Consider the following 17,737-nt stretch of genomic DNA (forward strand, 5'->3'; position numbering starts at 1 on the left):
AAGAACAGAACCGGGGTCGCGCCCCGGGCACTCCCGGACCGCTCCCCCTCTCCGTGACGCCGCCGCGTCGGCTGCGGGCTGACACGCCTGGTCAGTCCGCGGCCCGACCGCTGTCCGGCGGCGGCGGAGCGCCCGGGAACCCCGCGGACCGGGGACCCGGCGCGGCCGTTCAGCCCTCGCGGTAGTAGGCGTCGAGCACGGTGCGCTCGCGTGTGGCCTCGTCGTAGGTGTAGACCTCGCGGCCCTCGACGAACACGCGCAGGGCGCGGCTCATCACGTCCAGCGGGTCGCCCGACCACACGACCACGTCGGCGTCCAGGCCCGGCCTGAGGGAGCCGACCCGGTCGGAGATGCCCATGATCTCGGCGGGGTTGACCGTGAGGGCGCGGATCGCCGAGCGCGGGTCCATGCCCTCCTTGACGCACAGGGTGGCCTGGTGGACCAGGAACTCGATCGGGACGACCGGGTGGTCGGTGGTCAGGGCGACCTTGACGCCCGCCCGGTCGAGGATGCCCGGGTTGGCCAGGGTCTTGTTGTTGACCTCCACCTTGGAGCGGCTGGTCATGAGCGGGCCGGTGATGACGGGGATGCCGCGCGCGGCGATCTCGTCGGCCAGGAGGTGGCCCTCGGTGCAGTGGTTGATGATCAGCCGGTAGCCGAACTCGTCGGACAGGCGCATCGCGGTGTGGATGTCGTCGGCGCGGTGCGTGTGCTGGCACCACGGGAGTTCGCCGTCCAGGACACGGGCCAGCGCCTCCAGGGTGGTGTCCCGCTCGAACGGGGTGCCCTCCGAGGCCGCGTGCTCGCGTCTGGCCCGGTAGTCCTGGGCCCTGGTGAAGGCGTCGCGGATGACGGCGGCCACGCCCTGGCGGGTGGAGGGCAGCTTGTCCTTGTCGCCGTAGACCCGCTTGGGGTTCTCGCCCAGGGCGCTCTTGACGCTGGCCGGGTGCCGGATCAGGCGGTCCTCCATACTGCGGCCCCAGCACTTGATCGCCACGGTCTGGCCGCCGATGGGGTTGCCCGAACCGGGCTTGACGACCGAACTGGTGACGCCGCCGGACAGGGCGTCGGCGAAGCCGCGGTCGGCGGGGTTGACGGCGTCCAGCGCGCGCATGCGGGCGCCGTTGGGGTCGGTCATCTCGTTGGTGTCGTCACCGGCCCAGCCGATGCCCTCCTCGTCGATGCCGATGTGGCCGTGGGCCTCCACGAAGCCGGGGAGCACCCACTTGCCGGAGGCGTCGACGACGGTGGCGCCCTCGGGGACCGTGACGTCGGCGCCGACGGCGGCGATCCGGCCGTCGGAGATGAGGACGGTGCCCCCGTCGATGGGGTCTCCGGCGACGGGGACGACGTATCCGGCTGTGATCGCGATATCCATGGCGGGCAACCTAGCCCATCACGGGGCGTGTCCCCAAGCCCCGCGGGGCGCGGGCGGGCGGCCCGCTACCCCGCCGGCCAGCGGGCGGTGAGCAGTGCCGACCCCGGCGTGAGTTCCTCGGTCGCGGCCTCGATGGCGTCGCGCACCGTGGTGCAGCGGCCCACCTGCTCGGGTTCGGCGGTCAGGTCGCCGCCCTGGGCCGCGAACGCGTAGACCATGCTGGGGCGGTCGGCGAACTCCATCAGCCGGAAGGCGCCGCCCAGGCCGGGGTGGTTCGGGGTCTGCTCGGGGATGACGCCCATGGCCACGATGCCCGCCTCGATCAGGTCGGCGAGGAAGTCGCGCTGGGCGTTGAGGACGGCGGCCCCGCCCTGCGGTCGCTGGAGGGCCGACTCGTTGAGGACCACCCGCAGCACGGGCCCCTCCGTGCCGGTCATCGAGGCCCGGTGGGCCATCTCCTCCTCCACCATCTCCTCGACCTCGTCCGGGGACAGGTCCGGGTGGCGCGGGCGCAGCACCGCGCGCGAGTACTCGCGGGTGCGCAGGAACGCCGGGACCGCCATGGGCTGGTACTCCCACAGGTGGGTGGCGTGGACGCCCAGCTCGCGCTGGTCGCCGAACTCGTTGGGGAAGGCCTCGGCCTGGAGGGTGATCGCCCAGGCGTCCACGAGCTGGTGTTCGGCGCCCAGGGCGGTGTCCACCCGTTCGACCAGCGAGCGGGCCGGCCTGCAGTACGCGCTCTCCACCTCGCGGAGCTTGTCGTCGGTCACCCCCACCGTCGCGGCGAGTTCGGCGCGTGAGAGCCCCCTGTCGGAGCGCGCGCGCAGCACCCTCGCGGCGAAGGGGAGCCACATCGCGGACGGCAGTGCGGTGTTCAATCCACTTCCCTCCCTCCAGCGCCGGGCGGGGCCTCGCCCCCGGCACACCGCCGACGCACCGCCCCGTCCTCTTTCCGACCCTCTCCCGTGCCGGGGTCACCGGTCAAGCGACCGGACGGGTACGGCGATCCGTGACAAGTCATCGGGGCGTCGCGGCGGGGCGGCCGGAGCGGCCGCGCGGGGGCGGAACGTGGTCGCGCCATGACGGAAAGCCAACCCGCTGGCGAGGGCGCTTCCCCCGGCCGAGTAGCCTTTGTGCCGCCCAGCCGCGATCCTCATTCCCGGAAGTGAACCGATGAAGCTTCTGCCCCTCCCGGCGACAGCCCTCCTGGCCTGCACCGCCCTTCTCGCCGCCTCCGCCTGCGCCAACGGTGCCGCTGGCCCGGCCGACCAGGGCGGATCGGAGGGCGGCGGCACGCCCGAGGAGACCGCATCGGAGCAGACCGGCAGCCCCGCCGAAGTGGACGTCACCGGAGTCGGGGGCGCCACGCTGCACACCAGCGAGGGCGACATCGAACTGGAGCTCTTCCCCGAGGACGCCCCCGTCACGGTGGCCAACTTCGTGGGCCTGGCCGAGGGCGAGGGCGTGCCCAACCCGGCGACGGGCGAGGCCGCGTTCTACGACGGCACCGTGTTCCACCGGGTGATCGACGACTTCATGATCCAGGGCGGTGACCCGCAGGGCACCGGCCAGGGCGGTCCGGGCTACACCTTCGAGGACGAGTTCGACTCAGGCCGCGAGTTCTCCGAGCCGGGAGTGCTGGCCATGGCCAACCGCGGCCCTGACACCAACGGCTCGCAGTTCTTCATCACCGTCGCGCCCACCCCGCACCTGAACGGCATGCACACGATCTTCGGGCACGTCGCGGACGAGGCTTCCATGGAGGTGGTGAACGGCATCGCCAACGCCGAGACCGACATGAACGACCGTCCCGCCCAGGACGTGACCATCGAGTCCGTCACCGTGCACCGCGCGGAGTAGACGGCCCGTGTCCGGGGCCGCCGCGTCCTCCTAGCGACGTCTGGCGCGGGCGGCCCTGGCCCGCTCCACGGCCGGTCCGATGGCCCGACCCAGCGCGGCCACGTCCTCCCGCGTCGAGGTGCGGCCCAGCGACAGGCGCAGGCTGCTGAGCGCGGTCCCGGCCTCGGCGCCCATCTCCAGCAGCACGTGGCTGGGCTGGGCCACCCCCGCCGAGCAGGCCGAGCCGGTCGAGCAGGAGATGCCCTTGGCGTCCAGGAGCATGAGCAGCGCGTCCCCCTCACAGCCGGGGAAGGAGATGTGCGAGATCCCCGGCAGCCTGCGCGCGGGGTCGCCGTTGACGACCGCGTCGGGGACGGCGTCGCGGACCCGCTCCTCCAGCTCGTCGCGCAGGTCCGACAGGTGCTCGGCGTGCTCCTCGCGTTCGGCGACAGCCAGGTGGACGGCCGTGGCCAGTCCGCGCAGCAGCGGCGGGGACAGGGTGCCCGAGCGGATGTCGCGCTCCTGGCCGCCGCCGTGCAGGACCGGCACCGGGGCCAGGCCGCGCGCGACGAGCAGCGCGCCCGCACCCACCGGGCCGCCGAGCTTGTGGCCGCTGACCGTCAGCGCGCTCACCCCGCTCCCGGCGAAGTCGACCGGTTCCACGCCCACGGCCTGCACGGCGTCGGTGTGGAAGGGGATGCCGTACTCGGCGGCGACGGCGGCCAGCTCCCGGACCGGCTGCACCGTGCCCACCTCGTTGTTGGCCCACATGACCGACACGAGCGCGACCGCGCCGGGGCCGGAGCCGCCCTCGATCGTCTTCCGCAGGACCTCGGGGTCCACCCGGCCCAGCGCGTCCACGGGGACCTTCTCGTGCACGGCCCCCTGGTGCTCGGCCATCCAGTGCGCGGGATCGAGGGCGGCGTGGTGCTCGACGGCACTGGTGAGGATCCTGGGTCTGCGGGCGTCCGGCGTGTTGCGCGCCCAGTACAGGCCCTTGACGGCTATGTTGTCCGACTCGGTGCCGCCCCCGGTGAAGACCACCTCGTGCGGGGTCGAGCCGAGCGCCCCGGCCAGGCGCTCGCGCGCCTCCTCCACCGTGCGGCGCGCGGCGCGCCCGTGGCCGTGCAGGGACGACGGGTTCCCGAGGGCGCCGAGCTCGGCCGCGACCTCGGCGGCGACCTCGGGGCGCACGTCGGTCGTGGCAGCGTGATCCAGATACACCATGGCCTGACAAGGATACGTCCGTCCCGGATCGTCCGGCCTCTCCGGGCCCGTGGCCGCACGCGCGGTTCGGCCGGGTCGGCCGCCGCTGCCCTCCGACGCTTCGTCCACGGGCGGGAAGGCGTTCCCCTGCGGCCTCGCCGCTCCCGATAACCTTGTGTCATGCCTGAGTCCGCGTCCTCGCAGCCCGTCCAGTCCGGCCAGAACCCCGGCACCGCACCGTCCCAGAGCCCGGCCGGGGCCGCCGGCGGGCACTGGCCCGCGCCCGCGGCCGAGCGGCCGGTGCGCGCCCGGCTGTCGCTGCCGGGGTCCAAGTCAATGACCAACCGCGCGCTGGTCCTGGCCGCCCTGTCGGAGACGCCGTGCCTGGTGCGCCGCCCGCTGGTCAGCCGGGACAGCGAGCTGATGGCGGGCTCCCTGCGCGCCCTGGGTGTGGGGATCACCACAGAGGGGGAGGACATGGCGGTCACCCCCGCCCCGCTGCGCGGTCCGGCCTCCGTCGACGTCGGCAACGCGGGCACGGTGATGCGGTTCGTGCCGCCGGTGGCGGCCCTGGCCTCGGGCACGGTGGAGTTCGACGGCGACCCGCGCGCCCGCGAACGGCCCGTGGGAGAGCTGCTGGCCGCCCTGCGCGCCCTGGGCGCCGACATCGACGACGGCGGCCGCGGCGCGCTGCCGATGACCGTGCACGGCACCGGCGCCGTGCGCGGCGGCGAGGTGACCCTCGACGCGTCCGGCTCCTCCCAGTTCGTGTCGGCGCTGCTCCTGAGCGGCCCCCGCTTCACCGAGGGCGTGCACGTGCGCCACTCCGGTCCCCCCGTGCCCTCCCAGCCGCACCTGGACATGACCGTGGAGATGCTGCGCGCGGCCGGGGTCGCCGTGTCCACCGCCGACAACTCCTGGAGGGTCGAGCCCGGACCGGTCGAGGTCTCCGACATCACCGTGGAGCCCGACCTGTCCAACGCCGCGCCCTTCCTGGCCGCCGCCCTGGTCACCGGGGGCGAGGTGACGATCGAGGGGTGGCCGGAGCACACCACCCAGCCCGGTGACGAACTGCGTTCGCTGTTCACCCGGATGGGCGGCGAGGTCTCCCGCTCGCCCGAGGGACTGCTCACCCTGCGCGGCACCGGCCGGATCCTGGGCATCGACGCCGACCTGCGCGACGTGGGCGAGCTCACGCCCACCGTGGCCGCCGTGGCCGCGCTCGCCACGACCCCCTCCCGGCTGACCGGCATCGCGCACCTGCGCCGCCACGAGACCGACCGCATCGCCGCGCTGGCCGCCGAGATCAACCGGCTGGGCGGCGACGCCGAGGAGCTGCCCGACGGGCTGGTCATCAACCCGCGCCCGATGCGCGCCGGGGTGTTCCACTCCTACGACGACCACCGGATGGCCACCTCGGGAGCGGTGATCGGGCTCGCGGTGCCCGGGGTGGAGGTGGAGAACATCGCCACCACGCGCAAGACCCTGCCCGACTTCCCGGGCCTGTGGGCGGAGGCCCTGGCGTGAGCCGCACGCGGGGCGGGGGCCGCCACCTGGACGAGGACGACATCCGCGTGCGCGCCCGGGGCGGTTCGCGCCCCCGCACCCGCACCCGACCCAAGCACGAGAACGCCGTGGAGGGCCTGGTCACCGCCGTGGACCGGGGCCGGTACCGCTGCCTGGTCAACGGCGTTCCCGTCGTGGCGATGAAGGCACGCGAGCTGGGCCGCGGCTCGATCGTGGTCGGCGACCGCGTCGACGTGGTCGGCGACCTGTCCGGCAGACCCGACACCCTGGCCCGCGTCGTGCGGGTCAGGGAGCGGGCGTCCGTGCTCAGACGCACGGCCGACGACACCGACCCGGTCGAGCGGGTGATCGTGGCCAACGCCGACCAGCTGGCGATCGTCTGCGCCCTGGCAGATCCCGCGCCGCAGCCGCGCTTCGTGGACCGCTGCCTGGTCGCCGCCTACGACGCCGGCCTCTCCCCCCTGCTGTGCCTGACCAAGGCCGACCTGGCCGACCCGGACGAGCTGGTGCGGGTGTACGCGCCCCTGGGCGTGCCCTACGAGGTGCTCGATCCCGAGAGCGGCCTGGACGGCCTGCGCGCCCGTCTGGCCGACCGCACCACCGTGCTCGTGGGCTCCTCGGGAGTGGGCAAGTCCACCCTGGTCAACCGGCTCGTCCCCGGCACCGACCGGGCCGTGGGCCACGTCAACGCCGTCACCGGACGGGGCCGCCACACCTCCACGTCCGCCGCCGCGCTGCCCTTCGAGGACGGCTGGCTGATCGACACCCCGGGCGTGCGCAGCTTCGGCCTGGCCCACATCGACCCCGAGGACATCGTCGAGGGCTTCGCGGACCTGGCCGAGGCCGCCGAGGACTGCCCCGCCGGGTGCTCACACCAGTCCGACGCCCCCGACTGCGCGATCCGGGCCGCGCTGGAGCGTGGGGAACTCGACCCGGACCGCGTGGCCTCCCTGCGCCGCCTGCTCACCAGCCGGGAGGGGGGCACCGGGGAGGCGGAGAACACCGACGAGAACGAGTCCTGACCGGCACCGCCCACCTTTTCTTCCGGAGGAACCGCTATGAAGGACGACGACAGGCGTGTGAGCGCGGTGGCGGTCGCGGGAGCCGCCAGCGCCCTCCTCGTGACAGCGGCGGTGCTCCTGGACATATGGATGGGGAACGGCGGGCCGGACCTGACGGTACTCGCCTACGTGCTCCTCGGGCTCGCCGTCGTCGCGCTCGCCTGGCAGGCGGTCCTCCTCGTACGGCCCCTCCGGCGTCGGGGAGCCCCGGGAAAGCACTCCGTCGCACGGGACGGGTAGTCCGGGACGTCAGCGCCGACGGGCGTCCACCGGCTCGGCGGCATCGACGACGTGCGCGCGGCCCCAGACGCCGAGCGGGGCCAGGGCCTCGTTCAGGGACTCCCCCACCGCGGTGAGCGAGCACTCGACCCTGGGCGGTACCTCGCCGAAGTCCTCCCGGCGCACGATCCCGTCCTTCTCCAGCTCGCGCAGGTGCGAGGCCAGGACCTTCTCGGTGACACCGTCGAGCATCCGGCGCAGCTCGCCGAAGCGCCGCGGCTCCTCATCCAGCGCCCACAGGATCAGCACCTTCGTGGCCGGGACCGTGTTCGTCGGCGGGGACGCCGGGCTGGCCGACCTGTACGACGTGGCACTGCTCAGCGCGATGAGCGGCATGTTCGCCGGGGTCGCGCAAGCCTTCGCCCTGGTCCGCGACGAAGACGTGCCGCTGAAGGGGTTCGCGTCCCTGCTGGCGGACTGGCTGGGCGCGATGACCCCCGGCGTCCACGCCACCGCGGAGCGGTTGGAGAGCGGCGACTACACCACGGGCGTCGTGTCCGACCTCGCCATGCGGGTGAGGGGCAACCGGACCCTGCTGCGCACCGCTGAGGAGCAGGGGGTGAGCGCCGAACTCCTCACTCCGTACGCGGAGCTGATGGAGCGCCGCCTAGCCGGGGGCCACGGAGACGAGGACGATACGGGGGTGGTGGACCTGCTCGCCGCGCCCCGCCGCTGAACGCGGGCGGGCCGCGCTCACCGGGCGGCCGCACCGGCTTCCACCGGCTGCGGCCGCCCGGGTCAGACCTCCACGGTCCCGCCGCAGCGCCAGTACCGGGTGCGGTCGCGCTCCATGAACCCCTCGTCGACCAGGCCGCGGCGCAGTACCGCCACGTTCGCGCTGAAACCGCTCAGGACCGCGTTGACATCGACCTCGCTGTAGCGCACCCCCGGTTCGAAGGCCCGGGCGACCTGGTCGAGCAGGACCAGCCGAGCGGTGCGGCGGACCGGGATCGCGGTGATCCGCCCGTCGGCCATGCAGGCGCGCAGCACCTCACGGCGCTCGCTCTCCGTCAGCGGACCCTCCACCACGGCGCCACCCCCTCAGCGCCCGACCGTCAGCATCCCGTGCACGACCGTCTCGACCCTGCGCGCGGCCTCGTCGGGGTCGATGGGCTGCAACGAGTAGGACACCGTCAGGCGCAGGGCGACGTCGGCCGCGACCTCGGCGGCGGAGTCGGCCAGCTCCGGGTAGCGCTCCCCCAGCAGGGCGGTGATGCGCTCGCCCAGGACGTCCAGCAGCGGCTCGGCGCGCGTGGTGAGCACCGGCAGGAGCCCGTGGTCCCCGGTCACCACCGCGCGCAGCAGCGGGTTGTCGCGGGCGGAAAGCAGCACCAGGCGCGTGGCCCGGCTCACCGCGTGCGGCGGGTCCTCGCCCTCCTCGTCCAGGAGGCGCACCACCCGGTCCAGCAGCGCGTTCACCTCGCGCACCACGACGGCCTGGAGCAGGCCCTCCTTGCTGCCGAACACGTTGTACAGGGTCTGGCGCGACACCCGGGCGACCGCCGCGATGTCGGCCATACGCCGGTCGGACCAGCCGCCCGAGACGACCTCGGCGTAGGCGGCGTCCAGCAACCGCTCCCGCGCCGAGGTGCCCTCGGCGCGCCCCTGTCGGTTAGCGGTGTCCATGCTCCCCATCCTCGCATCCGCCGCCGCGGACGACACCCCTGACGCCCCCTCCCCCTCGCCGCCGTTCCCGCGGACCCGGGCGGCCGGGAGCTAACACTCCGGTCACGCGAGAGCGCCCCTTCGGTCATGTTCGTGCCCGTGAGGATCTTTAGCTGTCGGATCGGGAGGCGAGGCGAGGCGAGATGGCGGGTACCGGCACGCGGCGGTCGCGGTCGATCGAGGACCCCTTCCCGGCTCCCGTGCCGACCGGGGTGGGCGTGCGTGACCGACTCAAGGGGCTCCCCCTGAGGACGGGGCGGCGCTGGAGGCCGTGGGCGCACGTCCGTGGTCCTCGGCCGCCACGGATCCGGCCGCCCGGTGTCTGGACGGCCCGACCACGGCAAGGGCTCCCGGGCGGCCCGCAAACGGCAACTGACCGCTGAGTCCTCGTCGCGGTGGGCGGGGTGCGATCACCAGGGCCTCCAGCGAGCAGGGGGCTGGCCGCGCACCCGCACCGCCTCCGAACGGGGATCCACACCCTGCGCCACCGGTTGTCCTGGCGCCCGGCCGCCCCGGAACGTCGCCGTGCGGTGGCGGTGGCTGGTTGGGAGGCGGGCCGTGTACGGGTGGTGCGCGGCGGCAAGCGGTTGTTGAACAGCCGTCACCGCCCGGAGCAGGCGCAACCGACCGAGGCCGGGTGGCGGTGCCGGTGTGAGGCCGCCCGCTTCTTCCCCTTCCTCAGAGCTGGGTGCCGGCGTGACCCCCCAGGGGTCACTTCTGATCACTGTTCGGGAACGGTAGCGTTACCGGTCATGATGTCCTTTGACGATGATCTGCGGCTGGCCCACGTGCTCGCCGACGCTGCCGACGACATCGCGCTCAAGCGCTTCCGGGCGCTTGACCTCGTCGTCGACACCAAACCCGACTTCACCCACGTCACCGAGGCCGACCGGATGGTGGAGGAGACGCTGCGCGGCGTGCTCTCCCGCGCCCGGCCCCGCGACGCCGTGGTGGGCGAGGAGTACGGCAAGACCGGCAACAGCAACCGGGTGTGGGTCATCGACCCCATCGACGGCACCGCGAACTACGTCCGCGGCGTCCCGGTGTGGGCGACCCTCATCGCCCTGATGGAGGGCGACCGCCCCGTGGTGGGCGTGGTCTCGGCACCCGCGCTGCACCGCCGCTGGTGGGCCTCCCGGGGCGGCGGCGCCTGGCAGGGCCGCAGCCTGTCCAAGGCCTCTCGCTGCCACGTGTCCAAGGTTTCGGAGCTGTCGGAGGCCTCGCTGAGCTTCGCCTCGCTGACCGGCTGGGAGAAGCAGGACCGCCTCGACTCCTTCCTCGGCCTGACCCGCTCGGTCTGGCGCACCCGCGCCTACGGCGACTTCTGGTCGCACGTGATGGTCGCCGAGGGCGTCGTGGACATCTCCGCCGAGCCCGAACTGTCGCTGTGGGACGCCGCGCCGCTGCCCGTCATCCTGGAGGAGGCGGGCGGACGGGCCACCAACCTGCGCGGCGAGGGCTTCGAGGACGGCGGCCCCCTGGTGTGCACCAACGGGGAGATCCACGACCAGGTGCTGACCTGGCTCAACGGCGGCCCCACCCCGCTGCGCCGCACCTGACCCCCGCCCCGACCGCGACAAAGGGTACGCACGACACCACCGTACGTAGTAACGTGCGGTGGTGTGCTGACCACGACACCCCCGCGGGCCGTCCTGTGCGCGGCCGCGGTCCTGCTGGCCACCGCCTGCGGCGGCCACGGGCACAGCCCCGAACAGCTGCGCGAGATGATCGCCGACACCGTGCGCGCCTCCGTACGGGGTGAGGGCCCAGGCCTGGGCGTCCCCGGCACCGCCTTCGACCCCGCCAGGTACCTGTGCGTGCCCGCCGTGGACGACCGGACCGCCCGCCTCTGGCGCACCGAGGCGCCGCGCACGGCCGCGGACGGCCCCGTCGGACTGGGCGTCCTCGCGCCGGGGGGCGCGGACACCGACTCGGTGACCGTCTCAGTCATCGGGCCCCGCGGCGGCACCGCCGCCACCGAGGCGCCGGTCTCCCCCGGCGAGTGGACCCGCGTGCGCTACCCCGACGACTTCGGGGGCGCCGAGGACCACCCCTCCGCCGGGGCGCACACGGTGGTCTGGTCGGACACCGGCTCCGGGACACCGCTCACCTGCGACGGCTTCGAGGCGGTCTGAGGCCCCGGTCGCGCCGCGTCCCCGCCCATCCATCCCCCCGCGCACAGCCCGAAACGGCAGCCCGGAATTCGCGCTGTCTGACTGAACCCAAACCGTCCCCCTTCCACGATGAGTCAGGTGAAACCCCGCCACCCCCGCGGGTATCCCGCGCCGCCGCCGCGGCGTCCCGGTCTCACAGGCATCACGGGAAGGAGCCGACACACCGCCAGCCGGGGTCGCGCTTGCCTTAGCCGGTTCACGGGCCAACGCGGCCCGGACCATCCCGGCCTGCGCGGGCATCGTCGTCGGCGTCGGCGCGCTGGGCGGCCTGACCCGTGTCCGGGTCGGCACCGGCCGGTGGACGGACGCGCGTCATCGGCGTCCTGGAGGACTCCGCGCTGGACACGCGCTGGACACGCGCTGGTAAAGCGCCTACCTGACGCGCGGCCCGCCTCCGAGGAGCTGCTCTTCGAAACCTCCACCGGCGCCCGGGAGGAGGAGTCGGCCGACCCGTTCCCCATGGGCGACATGACCGCCTACCGGGTGCGGATCGACCCGCACGACCCGGCGGCGCAGGACCCGTGGTGGGGCGAGGTCCTCTCCGGGTGCCTGGCCAACGTCGGCGTGCCGCTGCCGCGCCGCCGGGCTCGGGCCCGCGAGCTGCTGGAGGCCGTGGGGCTGGGGCGGCGGCCGCACTCGCAGCCGCATCAGCTCTCCGGCGGTGGGCGGCAGCGTGCGGCCCTGGCACGGGCGCTGAGCCGGGGAGCCCGCCCTGATCCTCGCCGACGAGCCCGGAGGCGCCCTGGACGCCGCCAGCAGCACCATGATCGTGGGCCAACTGCTGTAGCAGGCCCGGCTCCGCGACGCGGCGGCGGTGGTGGTGGTGGTCGCGGTGACCCGCGACCCCGGAGTGGCCGAGCGGGCCGACCCGGTGGCCGCACCCGCTGAGCGCGCGGGCACACGAAAAACGCCGGGCGCGAAATGCGCCCGGCGTTTTGCTGGTAGCGGGGACAGGATTTGAACCTGCGACCTCTGGGTTATGAGCCCAGCGAGCTACCGAACTGCTCCACCCCGCGTCGTGATCTCTATTTTAGGGGTTCATCCCCCTGGTGGCAAATCGGTTTTCCCTGCGTTTCCGCGTGGAAAACCGGTGGAGATCCCACCCTGCGGCTTTCGGTTTCCCGACCGCCTTCGGCAATCCTACCAGCGCTTGCACCCTGGTCCGACCACCCGGGTTTCCCCGGGGAAACCCGTCCTCCGTCATCCTCCACAAAAGGAGGAAACCGGAAAACCGACGGACCCGGGATTTCTCCCGGGTCCGGGTCTGGTAGCGGGGACAGGATTTGAACCTGCGACCTCTGGGTTATGAGCCCAGCGAGCTACCGAACTGCTCCACCCCGCGTCGTTGTGTCTACACAGTAGCGCGCCCCGAACCAAAACCCAAATCGGCGGACCGGGACGCGTCAGCGGGCCCCGCCCCCTTCACCGCGCCGCTCTTCCCGTTCCCGGGGGCACGCGCCCGGAGAGCGCGCAGGCCCCCGGACACCGCCTCCCGGGAACGCGGAGGGGGCGGGGGTCCTCGGACCCCCGCCCCCTCACCGAGCGGTCACCGCCGGAAGGCGGGGCTCAGTCCTCGTCCAGCTGCTGCTGGATGTCCTCCAGCGCCTCACGCAGGCGGTCGTTGGCCTCCTCGTTGGACTGCTGGGCCTCCTCCCAGGCCTCGACGGCCTCGTTGAGGGACTCGGTGAGGTCCTGGTTACCCCCGCCGCCACCGCCGGCCTCGGACTCCTCCTCCGGGGTCTGCTCGACGCCCTCCTCGGGTGCCGCGCCCTCTCCGTCGAAGAGGTTGCTGAGCGCGTCCGGCAGGCTGTTGCCGATGGCCACCTCGTCGCCGAAGCCGACCATGACCTGCTGGAGCAGCGGGAAGGAGGCGGCTCCGCCGCCGCCCGCCTGCACGTACAGCGGTTCGACGTAGAGCAGGCCGCCGGCGAACGGCAGCGTGAGCAGGTTGCCCCGCGTCACCTCCGCGTTGGACTGCTCCAGCGGCAGCAGAACCTCGCGGACGTCGGCGTCGGCGTCGAAGGCGTTCTGCACCTGCCCCGGGCCGAGGATCACCGTGCTCCGGGGCAGCTCCAACAGCTTGAGCTGGCCGTATTCCTCCGAGCGCGGATCGCTGTCCACCGCCATGAAGGCCGCCAGGTTCTCACGGCCGCGCGGCACGAACGTGCTGGTCAGAGAGAAGGTGGACTCCTCGTCCGGGTACTGGATGGTCTGCCGGTAGGGCGGCTCGGGAGCTTCGGTCTCGCTGGTCGGGTCGCTGGGGACCGACCAGAAGTCCTGACCGCCGTAGTAGGCCGCGGCGTCCGTCACGTGGTACTCGCGCATGATCTGGCGCTGCACCTTGAACAGGTCGTCCGGGTAGCGCAGGTGGTCGATGAGCTCGTCGCTCATCTGGTCCCTGCTGACCACGGCCCCGGGGAAGGCGTCCATCCAGGTCTGGAGGACGGGGTCCGCCTCGTCCCAGGCGTACAGGGTGACCGTGCCGTCGTAGGCGTCGACGGTGGCCTTCACCGAGTTGCGGATGTAGTTGACCTCGTTGCCGGGCAGCGCGCCCACCTGCTGGGCCGAGCCGTCGGTGAAGGTGTCGGTCACCGCCTGGGTGAAGTCGATCCGGTTGGCGTACGGGTAGCCGTCGGACGTGGTGTAGGCGTCCACGACCCACACGACCCGGCCGTCGACGACCGCCGGGTAGGGGCGGCTGTCCGTGGTCAGGTACGGGGCCACCTTCTCCACGCGCTCCACCGGGTCGCGCTCGTAGATGATGCGCGAGTCGTTGGTGATGGCGCTGTTGAGCAGGATGTTGGGTTCCTGGTACTTGATCGCGTACAGGATCCGGTCGAAGAAGCTGGCCAACTGGACGCCGCCGTCACCGTCGTAGCGGTTGTAGGCCTGCGAGTCGCTGCCCTCCTCACCGCCGCCGGTGCCCTCGCCGCCGCCCTGGCCCCCGCCCTCGGCGGGAGCCTCCTCGGCGGTCTGCTCCGCGGCCTCCTGGTCCGCGTCGGCCGGGGCGCGGGCCTCGTCCGGGCTCGGGGAGACCTCCGGCTGGACCGCGTCCTCCGGGGTCGGGACGTCGCCGGTCTCCTCCTCCGCGTCGAGGGGGTAGTCGTACTCCTCCTCGGCCTGCACGATCGCGTAGTCGGCGCCCTCGCGGCCGTAGTAGATGCGCGGCTCGTACTCGCCGACGACGTCGCTCAGCTCACCGCGCGGAGGGATGTTGTACTCGGTGAAGACCGGGCGCCCCTCGGCGTCGATCTGGGTGCCCGCGGCGGCGACCATGCCGTAGCCGTGGGTGTAGATCAGGTGCCGGTTGAGCCAGTTGTCCTGGTCGGCGGGCGGTCCGTCCAGCTCGCGGACGGCCACGATCGTGTCGATCAGGTTGCCGTCGGAGTCCGGGTAGCGGTCGACCTCCAGCACCTCGGGGAACTGGTAGAAGCCGCGGACCTGCTGCATCTGCTGGAAGGTCTGCGAGACGACGGAGGGGTCGACCAGGCGCACGGTGGTGTCCTGGGACTCCTCCACCAGGTCCTGGGCGCTGAGCTCGGTGGTGGCGTCGTAGGCCTGGACATCGGCGTCGTCGATGCCGTAGGCCTGGCGCGTGTACTCGATGTTGCGCTCGATGTAGGGGCTCTCCAGGCGCTGCTCGTTGGGCGAAACCTGGAAGCGCTGGACGATCTCGGGGTAGGCCACGCCGACCAGCACCGCGGACAGCACCAGCAGTCCGAGGCTGGCCATGGGCACCATGATGTTCTTGAAGTAGATGTTGGCGAAGAACAGCACTGCGCAGATGACCGAGATGACCGTGAGGATGAGCAGCGCGGTCTTGACCGCGTTCACGTCGGTGTACGAGGCGCCGAAGGTGTAGCCGCGTTCGGAGAAGACGAGGCCGTAGCGGTCCAGCCAGTAGGAACCGCCGCGCAGCAGCACGAACAGGCCCAGCAGCACCGACAGGTGCACGCGGGCCGAGGGGGTGGCGCGCTGGCCGGATTCGTTCTGGAGGCGGACCCCGCCGTACAGGTAGTGCACGATCACCGCGGCGATGAACGCCAGGATGACCGCCGCGTACAGGTAGCCGAGCAGGATGCGCAGGAACGGGTAGGTGAACGCGAAGAAGGCCACGTCCATGCCGAACTCGGGGTCGTTCACCCCGAAGTCGGTGCTGTTCACGAACTGGAGGTAGGACCGCCAGTCACCGCTGGCCGCGGCTCCGGCCAGCAGAGCGAGGGCGCCCACGGCGATCCAGAAGAACAGCTTGCGGTGCGGGTCGATGGACTGCCGGTAGCGGTCCAGGCCCTGCTGCTCCAGGCTCATCGGCCGGATGCCGGGCCGGGAGCGGTAGGCGAAGAAGACGCTGGCGCCGACGATGACGGCCATCACCAGTCCGGCGACGGCGAACAGCAGCACGCGGGTCCACAGTTCGGTCAGGAAGACCGAGGTGTAGCCGACGGACTCGAACCACTTGAAGTCGGTCCAGAAGTTCGCGGCGAGCATCAGCCCCGCGATGATGACGACCACGGTCGCCGCGACTGGCGCGAGCAACCTTGATCGGCGAGGCATACGCGCAGGTGGTGCGCCGGGCGATCGGAAGCTCACGCCTCCCCCTCGTTCTGGCTTGGTAGGTGCGTATGGGTGCGCGTGTGGCGCTCTGTTACTGAAAACTTAATCGGTGGCCCCCGGGTTCCCGAAACGGCCCTCGTTTGGGTGACAAGGCTGCATCGTTGCTGTATCGGAGTCGCATCCGGAAGGCCACGTGGCGACCCTACTGTCCGAAAACAGGGGCGTCGTGCCTCCCGCATCGGTCACTATGGAGGCGTGTCGAACATTCGCGAAGCCGTCATGGACCTCGAACGCCACGCAGCCGGGCAGGGCTGGGACCGGCCGCTGGGCCTGTACGCCCTGGTGCCGACCGCGGAACTGCTGCGGGCGGAGCCCGCGCTGGCCGGTCTGCTGGGCATCGACTCCCCCGCCGATCCCGAAGAGCTGACCCCCGTCGAGCAGGAGCAGCTGCCCGCCGACGTCCCGCTGGAGGAGGCGCTGGGCCGCATCCTGTGGCCGGAGGGCGTGGCCGGGTGCGCGCTGGTGATGGAGCGACTGGTGGTCAAGGGCACGGACGAGACCCTGGCCCCGGACGAGCAGCCGGGCTCCTCCGGCCGCGAGACCGAGGAGATCCGTATGGTCGCCGGCGTGCTGCGCGACGGCTCGCGGCACTGCGCGATGCGCATGCGCAGCCACGACAGCGAGTCCGAGGTGCTCAACGGGGCGGACCTCATCCCGGCGCTGACCTCCGCGCTGGCGCTGACCCTGGACCTGGACGAGGAGTCCGGACAGGACTGATCCGGGCCGCGGGGTCGCGCGGGACCCGGGAGCGCGCCCGCGCGAGGCGGGGTGCGCGCCCGGGATCCCTCCGTTGCGGGTGTCCGGGCACGGGCCGGAGCCCGGGACGGGTTCCGCGCCCCTAGTCGCAGCGCGGCAGCTCGCCTTCGCCGGTACGGATGGTCTCCAGCGCCCCGACGGCGTCGTCCAGGGTCTCCACCCGGACCACCTCCAGTTCGCCGTAGGCGGCCGACTGGGAGACCTGGGAGCAGCTCTCGGCGGCCACGAGGAAGTACTCGGCGCCGTCGCGCTGGGCGCTGACCATCTTCTGCGGGACGCCGCTGATCCCGCCCACCCGACCGTCGGCGGCGATGGTGCCCGAACCGGCCACGTCCGCGCCGCCGGTGAGGCTCTCCTCGCTGAGCCGGTCCATGATCCCGAGCGCGAACATCATGCCCGCGCTGGGCCCGCCGATGTCGCCGATCGTGATCTCCACGTCCACGGGGAAGTCCGTCTCGTCGGCGATGAGCACGCCGATCGCCGCGCCGCCGGAGTCGCCCTCCTCGCTGGCGACCTCCACCTCCACGGTCTCGCCGTCGCGCTCCAGGGTGAGCCCGACCGGGTCGCCGGGCTCGCGGGCGCCGACCATCTCCACGACCGCTCCGCTGCCGGCGGGTGCGCCGGGGGCGCCGCCCCGGATGGGCACCGGCTCGCCGTCCACGGCCACGACGGCGTCGCCCGCCTCCACTACGCCGTGCGCGGGCATGCCCTCGACGGTGCCGCTGACCACGGGGACCGCCTCGTACTCCATACCGAGCTGGGTGAGCGCGGCGGCGGTGGCGTCGGTCTGCGAGTCGTTCATCTGCACCGTCTGGCGCTCGGTGACCTCCTCGGGCGTGCGCCCGGCGGGGAAGAGCAGCTCCTCGGGCAGGACCGCCTGGGTGGGCGAGAGCCAGGCGGTGACGACGGTGAGGAAGTCGAGCCGGTGCTGGGGTCCGCCCGCGTACTGCACGGTCACCATGGACAGGGTGCCGTCGTGCTCGTAGCTCTCGGCGCCCTCGATCTCGATGACCGGCCCCCGGTCGGTCTGCCCGACCGTGTTCACGGTCAGGCCCGGCGCGGCGACCAGGTAGGGAACGGGCAGGTAGAGGCTGCCGATCCCGAGCCCCACGAGGAGGACGAGCGCGACGACGAGGGTCATGGCACGACGGAGCATGCCCCCAGCCTATTGCCGCGTCCGGACCGGCGGGGGTCCGCCCTCCCTCCGGTCCGCCCGGCAGCCGTAGGCGGTCAGGGGG

Annotated in this window: 16 protein-coding genes, 2 tRNA genes and 1 pseudogene; 9 read left to right on the forward strand and 10 right to left on the reverse strand. The window is 72.9% G+C overall.

The genetic code is table 11. The features are described 5' to 3' along the window. Positions 1-169 precede the first annotated feature (169 nt). A complete protein-coding gene (locus tag ABD54_RS00330; protein WP_047867397.1) occupies positions 170-1,378 on the reverse strand; it encodes an amidohydrolase in 1,209 nt (402 codons plus the stop codon). Between the two features lie 65 nt (positions 1,379-1,443). Continuing rightward, positions 1,444-2,256, reverse strand: coding sequence for a Scr1 family TA system antitoxin-like transcriptional regulator (locus tag ABD54_RS00335; RefSeq protein ID WP_047867398.1), 813 nt, complete (start codon positions 2,254-2,256; stop codon positions 1,444-1,446). 295 nt (positions 2,257-2,551) lie between these two features. Here ABD54_RS00335 and ABD54_RS00340 point away from each other — a divergent pair, with 295 nt between their 5' ends. Then, positions 2,552-3,238, forward strand: a complete 687-nt coding sequence (locus ABD54_RS00340) for a peptidylprolyl isomerase (RefSeq protein ID WP_047867399.1) — start codon at positions 2,552-2,554, stop codon at positions 3,236-3,238. 30 nt (positions 3,239-3,268) lie between these two features. On the opposite strand, the gene ABD54_RS00345 is transcribed toward ABD54_RS00340, so the two are convergent. Further along, the gene (locus tag ABD54_RS00345; RefSeq protein WP_047867400.1) at positions 3,269-4,444 is read right to left on the reverse strand and encodes a cysteine desulfurase family protein; all 1,176 of its coding nucleotides are present in this window, start codon (positions 4,442-4,444) and stop codon (positions 3,269-3,271) included. Between the two features lie 159 nt (positions 4,445-4,603). Here ABD54_RS00345 and aroA point away from each other — a divergent pair, with 159 nt between their 5' ends. The 3 genes from aroA to ABD54_RS00360 are packed head-to-tail and all read left to right on the forward strand — an operon-like array spanning position 4,604 to position 7,251. Next, on the forward strand, positions 4,604-5,950 hold the full coding sequence (aroA, locus tag ABD54_RS00350) for a 3-phosphoshikimate 1-carboxyvinyltransferase (RefSeq protein ID WP_047867401.1): 1,347 nt from the start codon (positions 4,604-4,606) through the stop codon (positions 5,948-5,950). Continuing rightward, positions 5,947-6,972, forward strand: a complete 1,026-nt coding sequence (gene rsgA / locus ABD54_RS00355; RefSeq protein ID WP_047867402.1) for a ribosome small subunit-dependent GTPase A — start codon at positions 5,947-5,949, stop codon at positions 6,970-6,972. Before aroA ends, rsgA begins: the two co-directional genes overlap by 4 nt. A gap of 36 nt (positions 6,973-7,008) precedes the next feature. After that, on the forward strand, positions 7,009-7,251 hold the full coding sequence (locus ABD54_RS00360) for a hypothetical protein (protein ID WP_047867403.1): 243 nt from the start codon (positions 7,009-7,011) through the stop codon (positions 7,249-7,251). Between the two features lie 9 nt (positions 7,252-7,260). Here the strand turns inward: ABD54_RS00360 and ABD54_RS00365 are convergent, their stop codons facing one another. Then, entirely contained in the window at positions 7,261-7,539 is a 279-nt protein-coding gene (locus ABD54_RS00365) for a winged helix-turn-helix transcriptional regulator (RefSeq protein WP_394324522.1), read from the reverse strand. Between the two features lie 4 nt (positions 7,540-7,543). On the opposite strand from ABD54_RS00365, the gene ABD54_RS00370 reads away from it, so the two are divergent. Then, on the forward strand, positions 7,544-7,966 hold the full coding sequence (locus tag ABD54_RS00370) for a hypothetical protein (RefSeq protein WP_235431913.1): 423 nt from the start codon (positions 7,544-7,546) through the stop codon (positions 7,964-7,966). 62 nt (positions 7,967-8,028) lie between these two features. Here ABD54_RS00370 and ABD54_RS00375 read toward each other — a convergent pair whose 3' ends face one another. Further along, positions 8,029-8,319, reverse strand: coding sequence for a DUF2087 domain-containing protein (locus ABD54_RS00375; protein WP_047867404.1), 291 nt, complete (start codon positions 8,317-8,319; stop codon positions 8,029-8,031). Between the two features lie 12 nt (positions 8,320-8,331). Further along, positions 8,332-8,916 (reverse strand): TetR/AcrR family transcriptional regulator, encoded by a 585-nt coding sequence (locus tag ABD54_RS00380; RefSeq protein ID WP_047867405.1) that lies wholly within the window; start codon positions 8,914-8,916, stop codon positions 8,332-8,334. A 791-nt stretch (positions 8,917-9,707) separates the two neighbouring features. On the opposite strand from ABD54_RS00380, the gene hisN reads away from it, so the two are divergent. The 3 genes and pseudogenes from hisN to ABD54_RS28700 form a co-directional block, all read left to right on the forward strand. Continuing rightward, on the forward strand, positions 9,708-10,514 hold the full coding sequence (gene hisN, locus ABD54_RS00385; protein WP_047867406.1) for a histidinol-phosphatase: 807 nt from the start codon (positions 9,708-9,710) through the stop codon (positions 10,512-10,514). Between the two features lie 63 nt (positions 10,515-10,577). Then, the gene (locus tag ABD54_RS00390; protein ID WP_047867407.1) at positions 10,578-11,090 is read left to right on the forward strand and encodes a hypothetical protein; all 513 of its coding nucleotides are present in this window, start codon (positions 10,578-10,580) and stop codon (positions 11,088-11,090) included. A 600-nt stretch (positions 11,091-11,690) separates the two neighbouring features. Next, positions 11,691-12,090 (forward strand): annotated as a pseudogene (locus ABD54_RS28700) (ATP-binding cassette domain-containing protein); the annotation flags it as partial. Here the strand turns inward: ABD54_RS28700 and ABD54_RS00395 are convergent. The 3 genes from ABD54_RS00395 to ABD54_RS00405 form a co-directional block, all read right to left on the reverse strand. Further along, positions 12,069-12,145, reverse strand: a tRNA-Met gene (locus ABD54_RS00395). The pseudogene ABD54_RS28700 and the gene ABD54_RS00395 overlap by 22 nt on opposite strands. A gap of 249 nt (positions 12,146-12,394) precedes the next feature. Then, positions 12,395-12,471: transfer RNA gene (locus tag ABD54_RS00400), tRNA-Met, on the reverse strand. Positions 12,472-12,695: 224 nt separating this feature from the next. Beyond that, positions 12,696-15,641, reverse strand: a complete 2,946-nt coding sequence (locus ABD54_RS00405) for a UPF0182 family protein (protein ID WP_047867408.1) — start codon at positions 15,639-15,641, stop codon at positions 12,696-12,698. A gap of 297 nt (positions 15,642-15,938) precedes the next feature. Between ABD54_RS00405 and ABD54_RS00410 the strand changes: the two genes are divergently transcribed. Continuing rightward, the gene (locus ABD54_RS00410) at positions 15,939-16,460 is read left to right on the forward strand and encodes a PPA1309 family protein (protein ID WP_235431912.1); all 522 of its coding nucleotides are present in this window, start codon (positions 15,939-15,941) and stop codon (positions 16,458-16,460) included. A gap of 121 nt (positions 16,461-16,581) precedes the next feature. Here the strand turns inward: ABD54_RS00410 and ABD54_RS00415 are convergent, their stop codons facing one another. Further along, complete coding sequence (locus ABD54_RS00415) at positions 16,582-17,640, reverse strand: PDZ domain-containing protein (protein ID WP_047867410.1); 1,059 nt, start codon at positions 17,638-17,640, stop codon at positions 16,582-16,584. Positions 17,641-17,737: the final 97 nt, after the last annotated feature.

It is taken from the genome of Nocardiopsis sp. RV163, from assembly GCF_001029525.1.
GTDB classification, from domain to species: Bacteria; Actinomycetota; Actinomycetes; order Streptosporangiales; family Streptosporangiaceae; genus Nocardiopsis; species Nocardiopsis dassonvillei.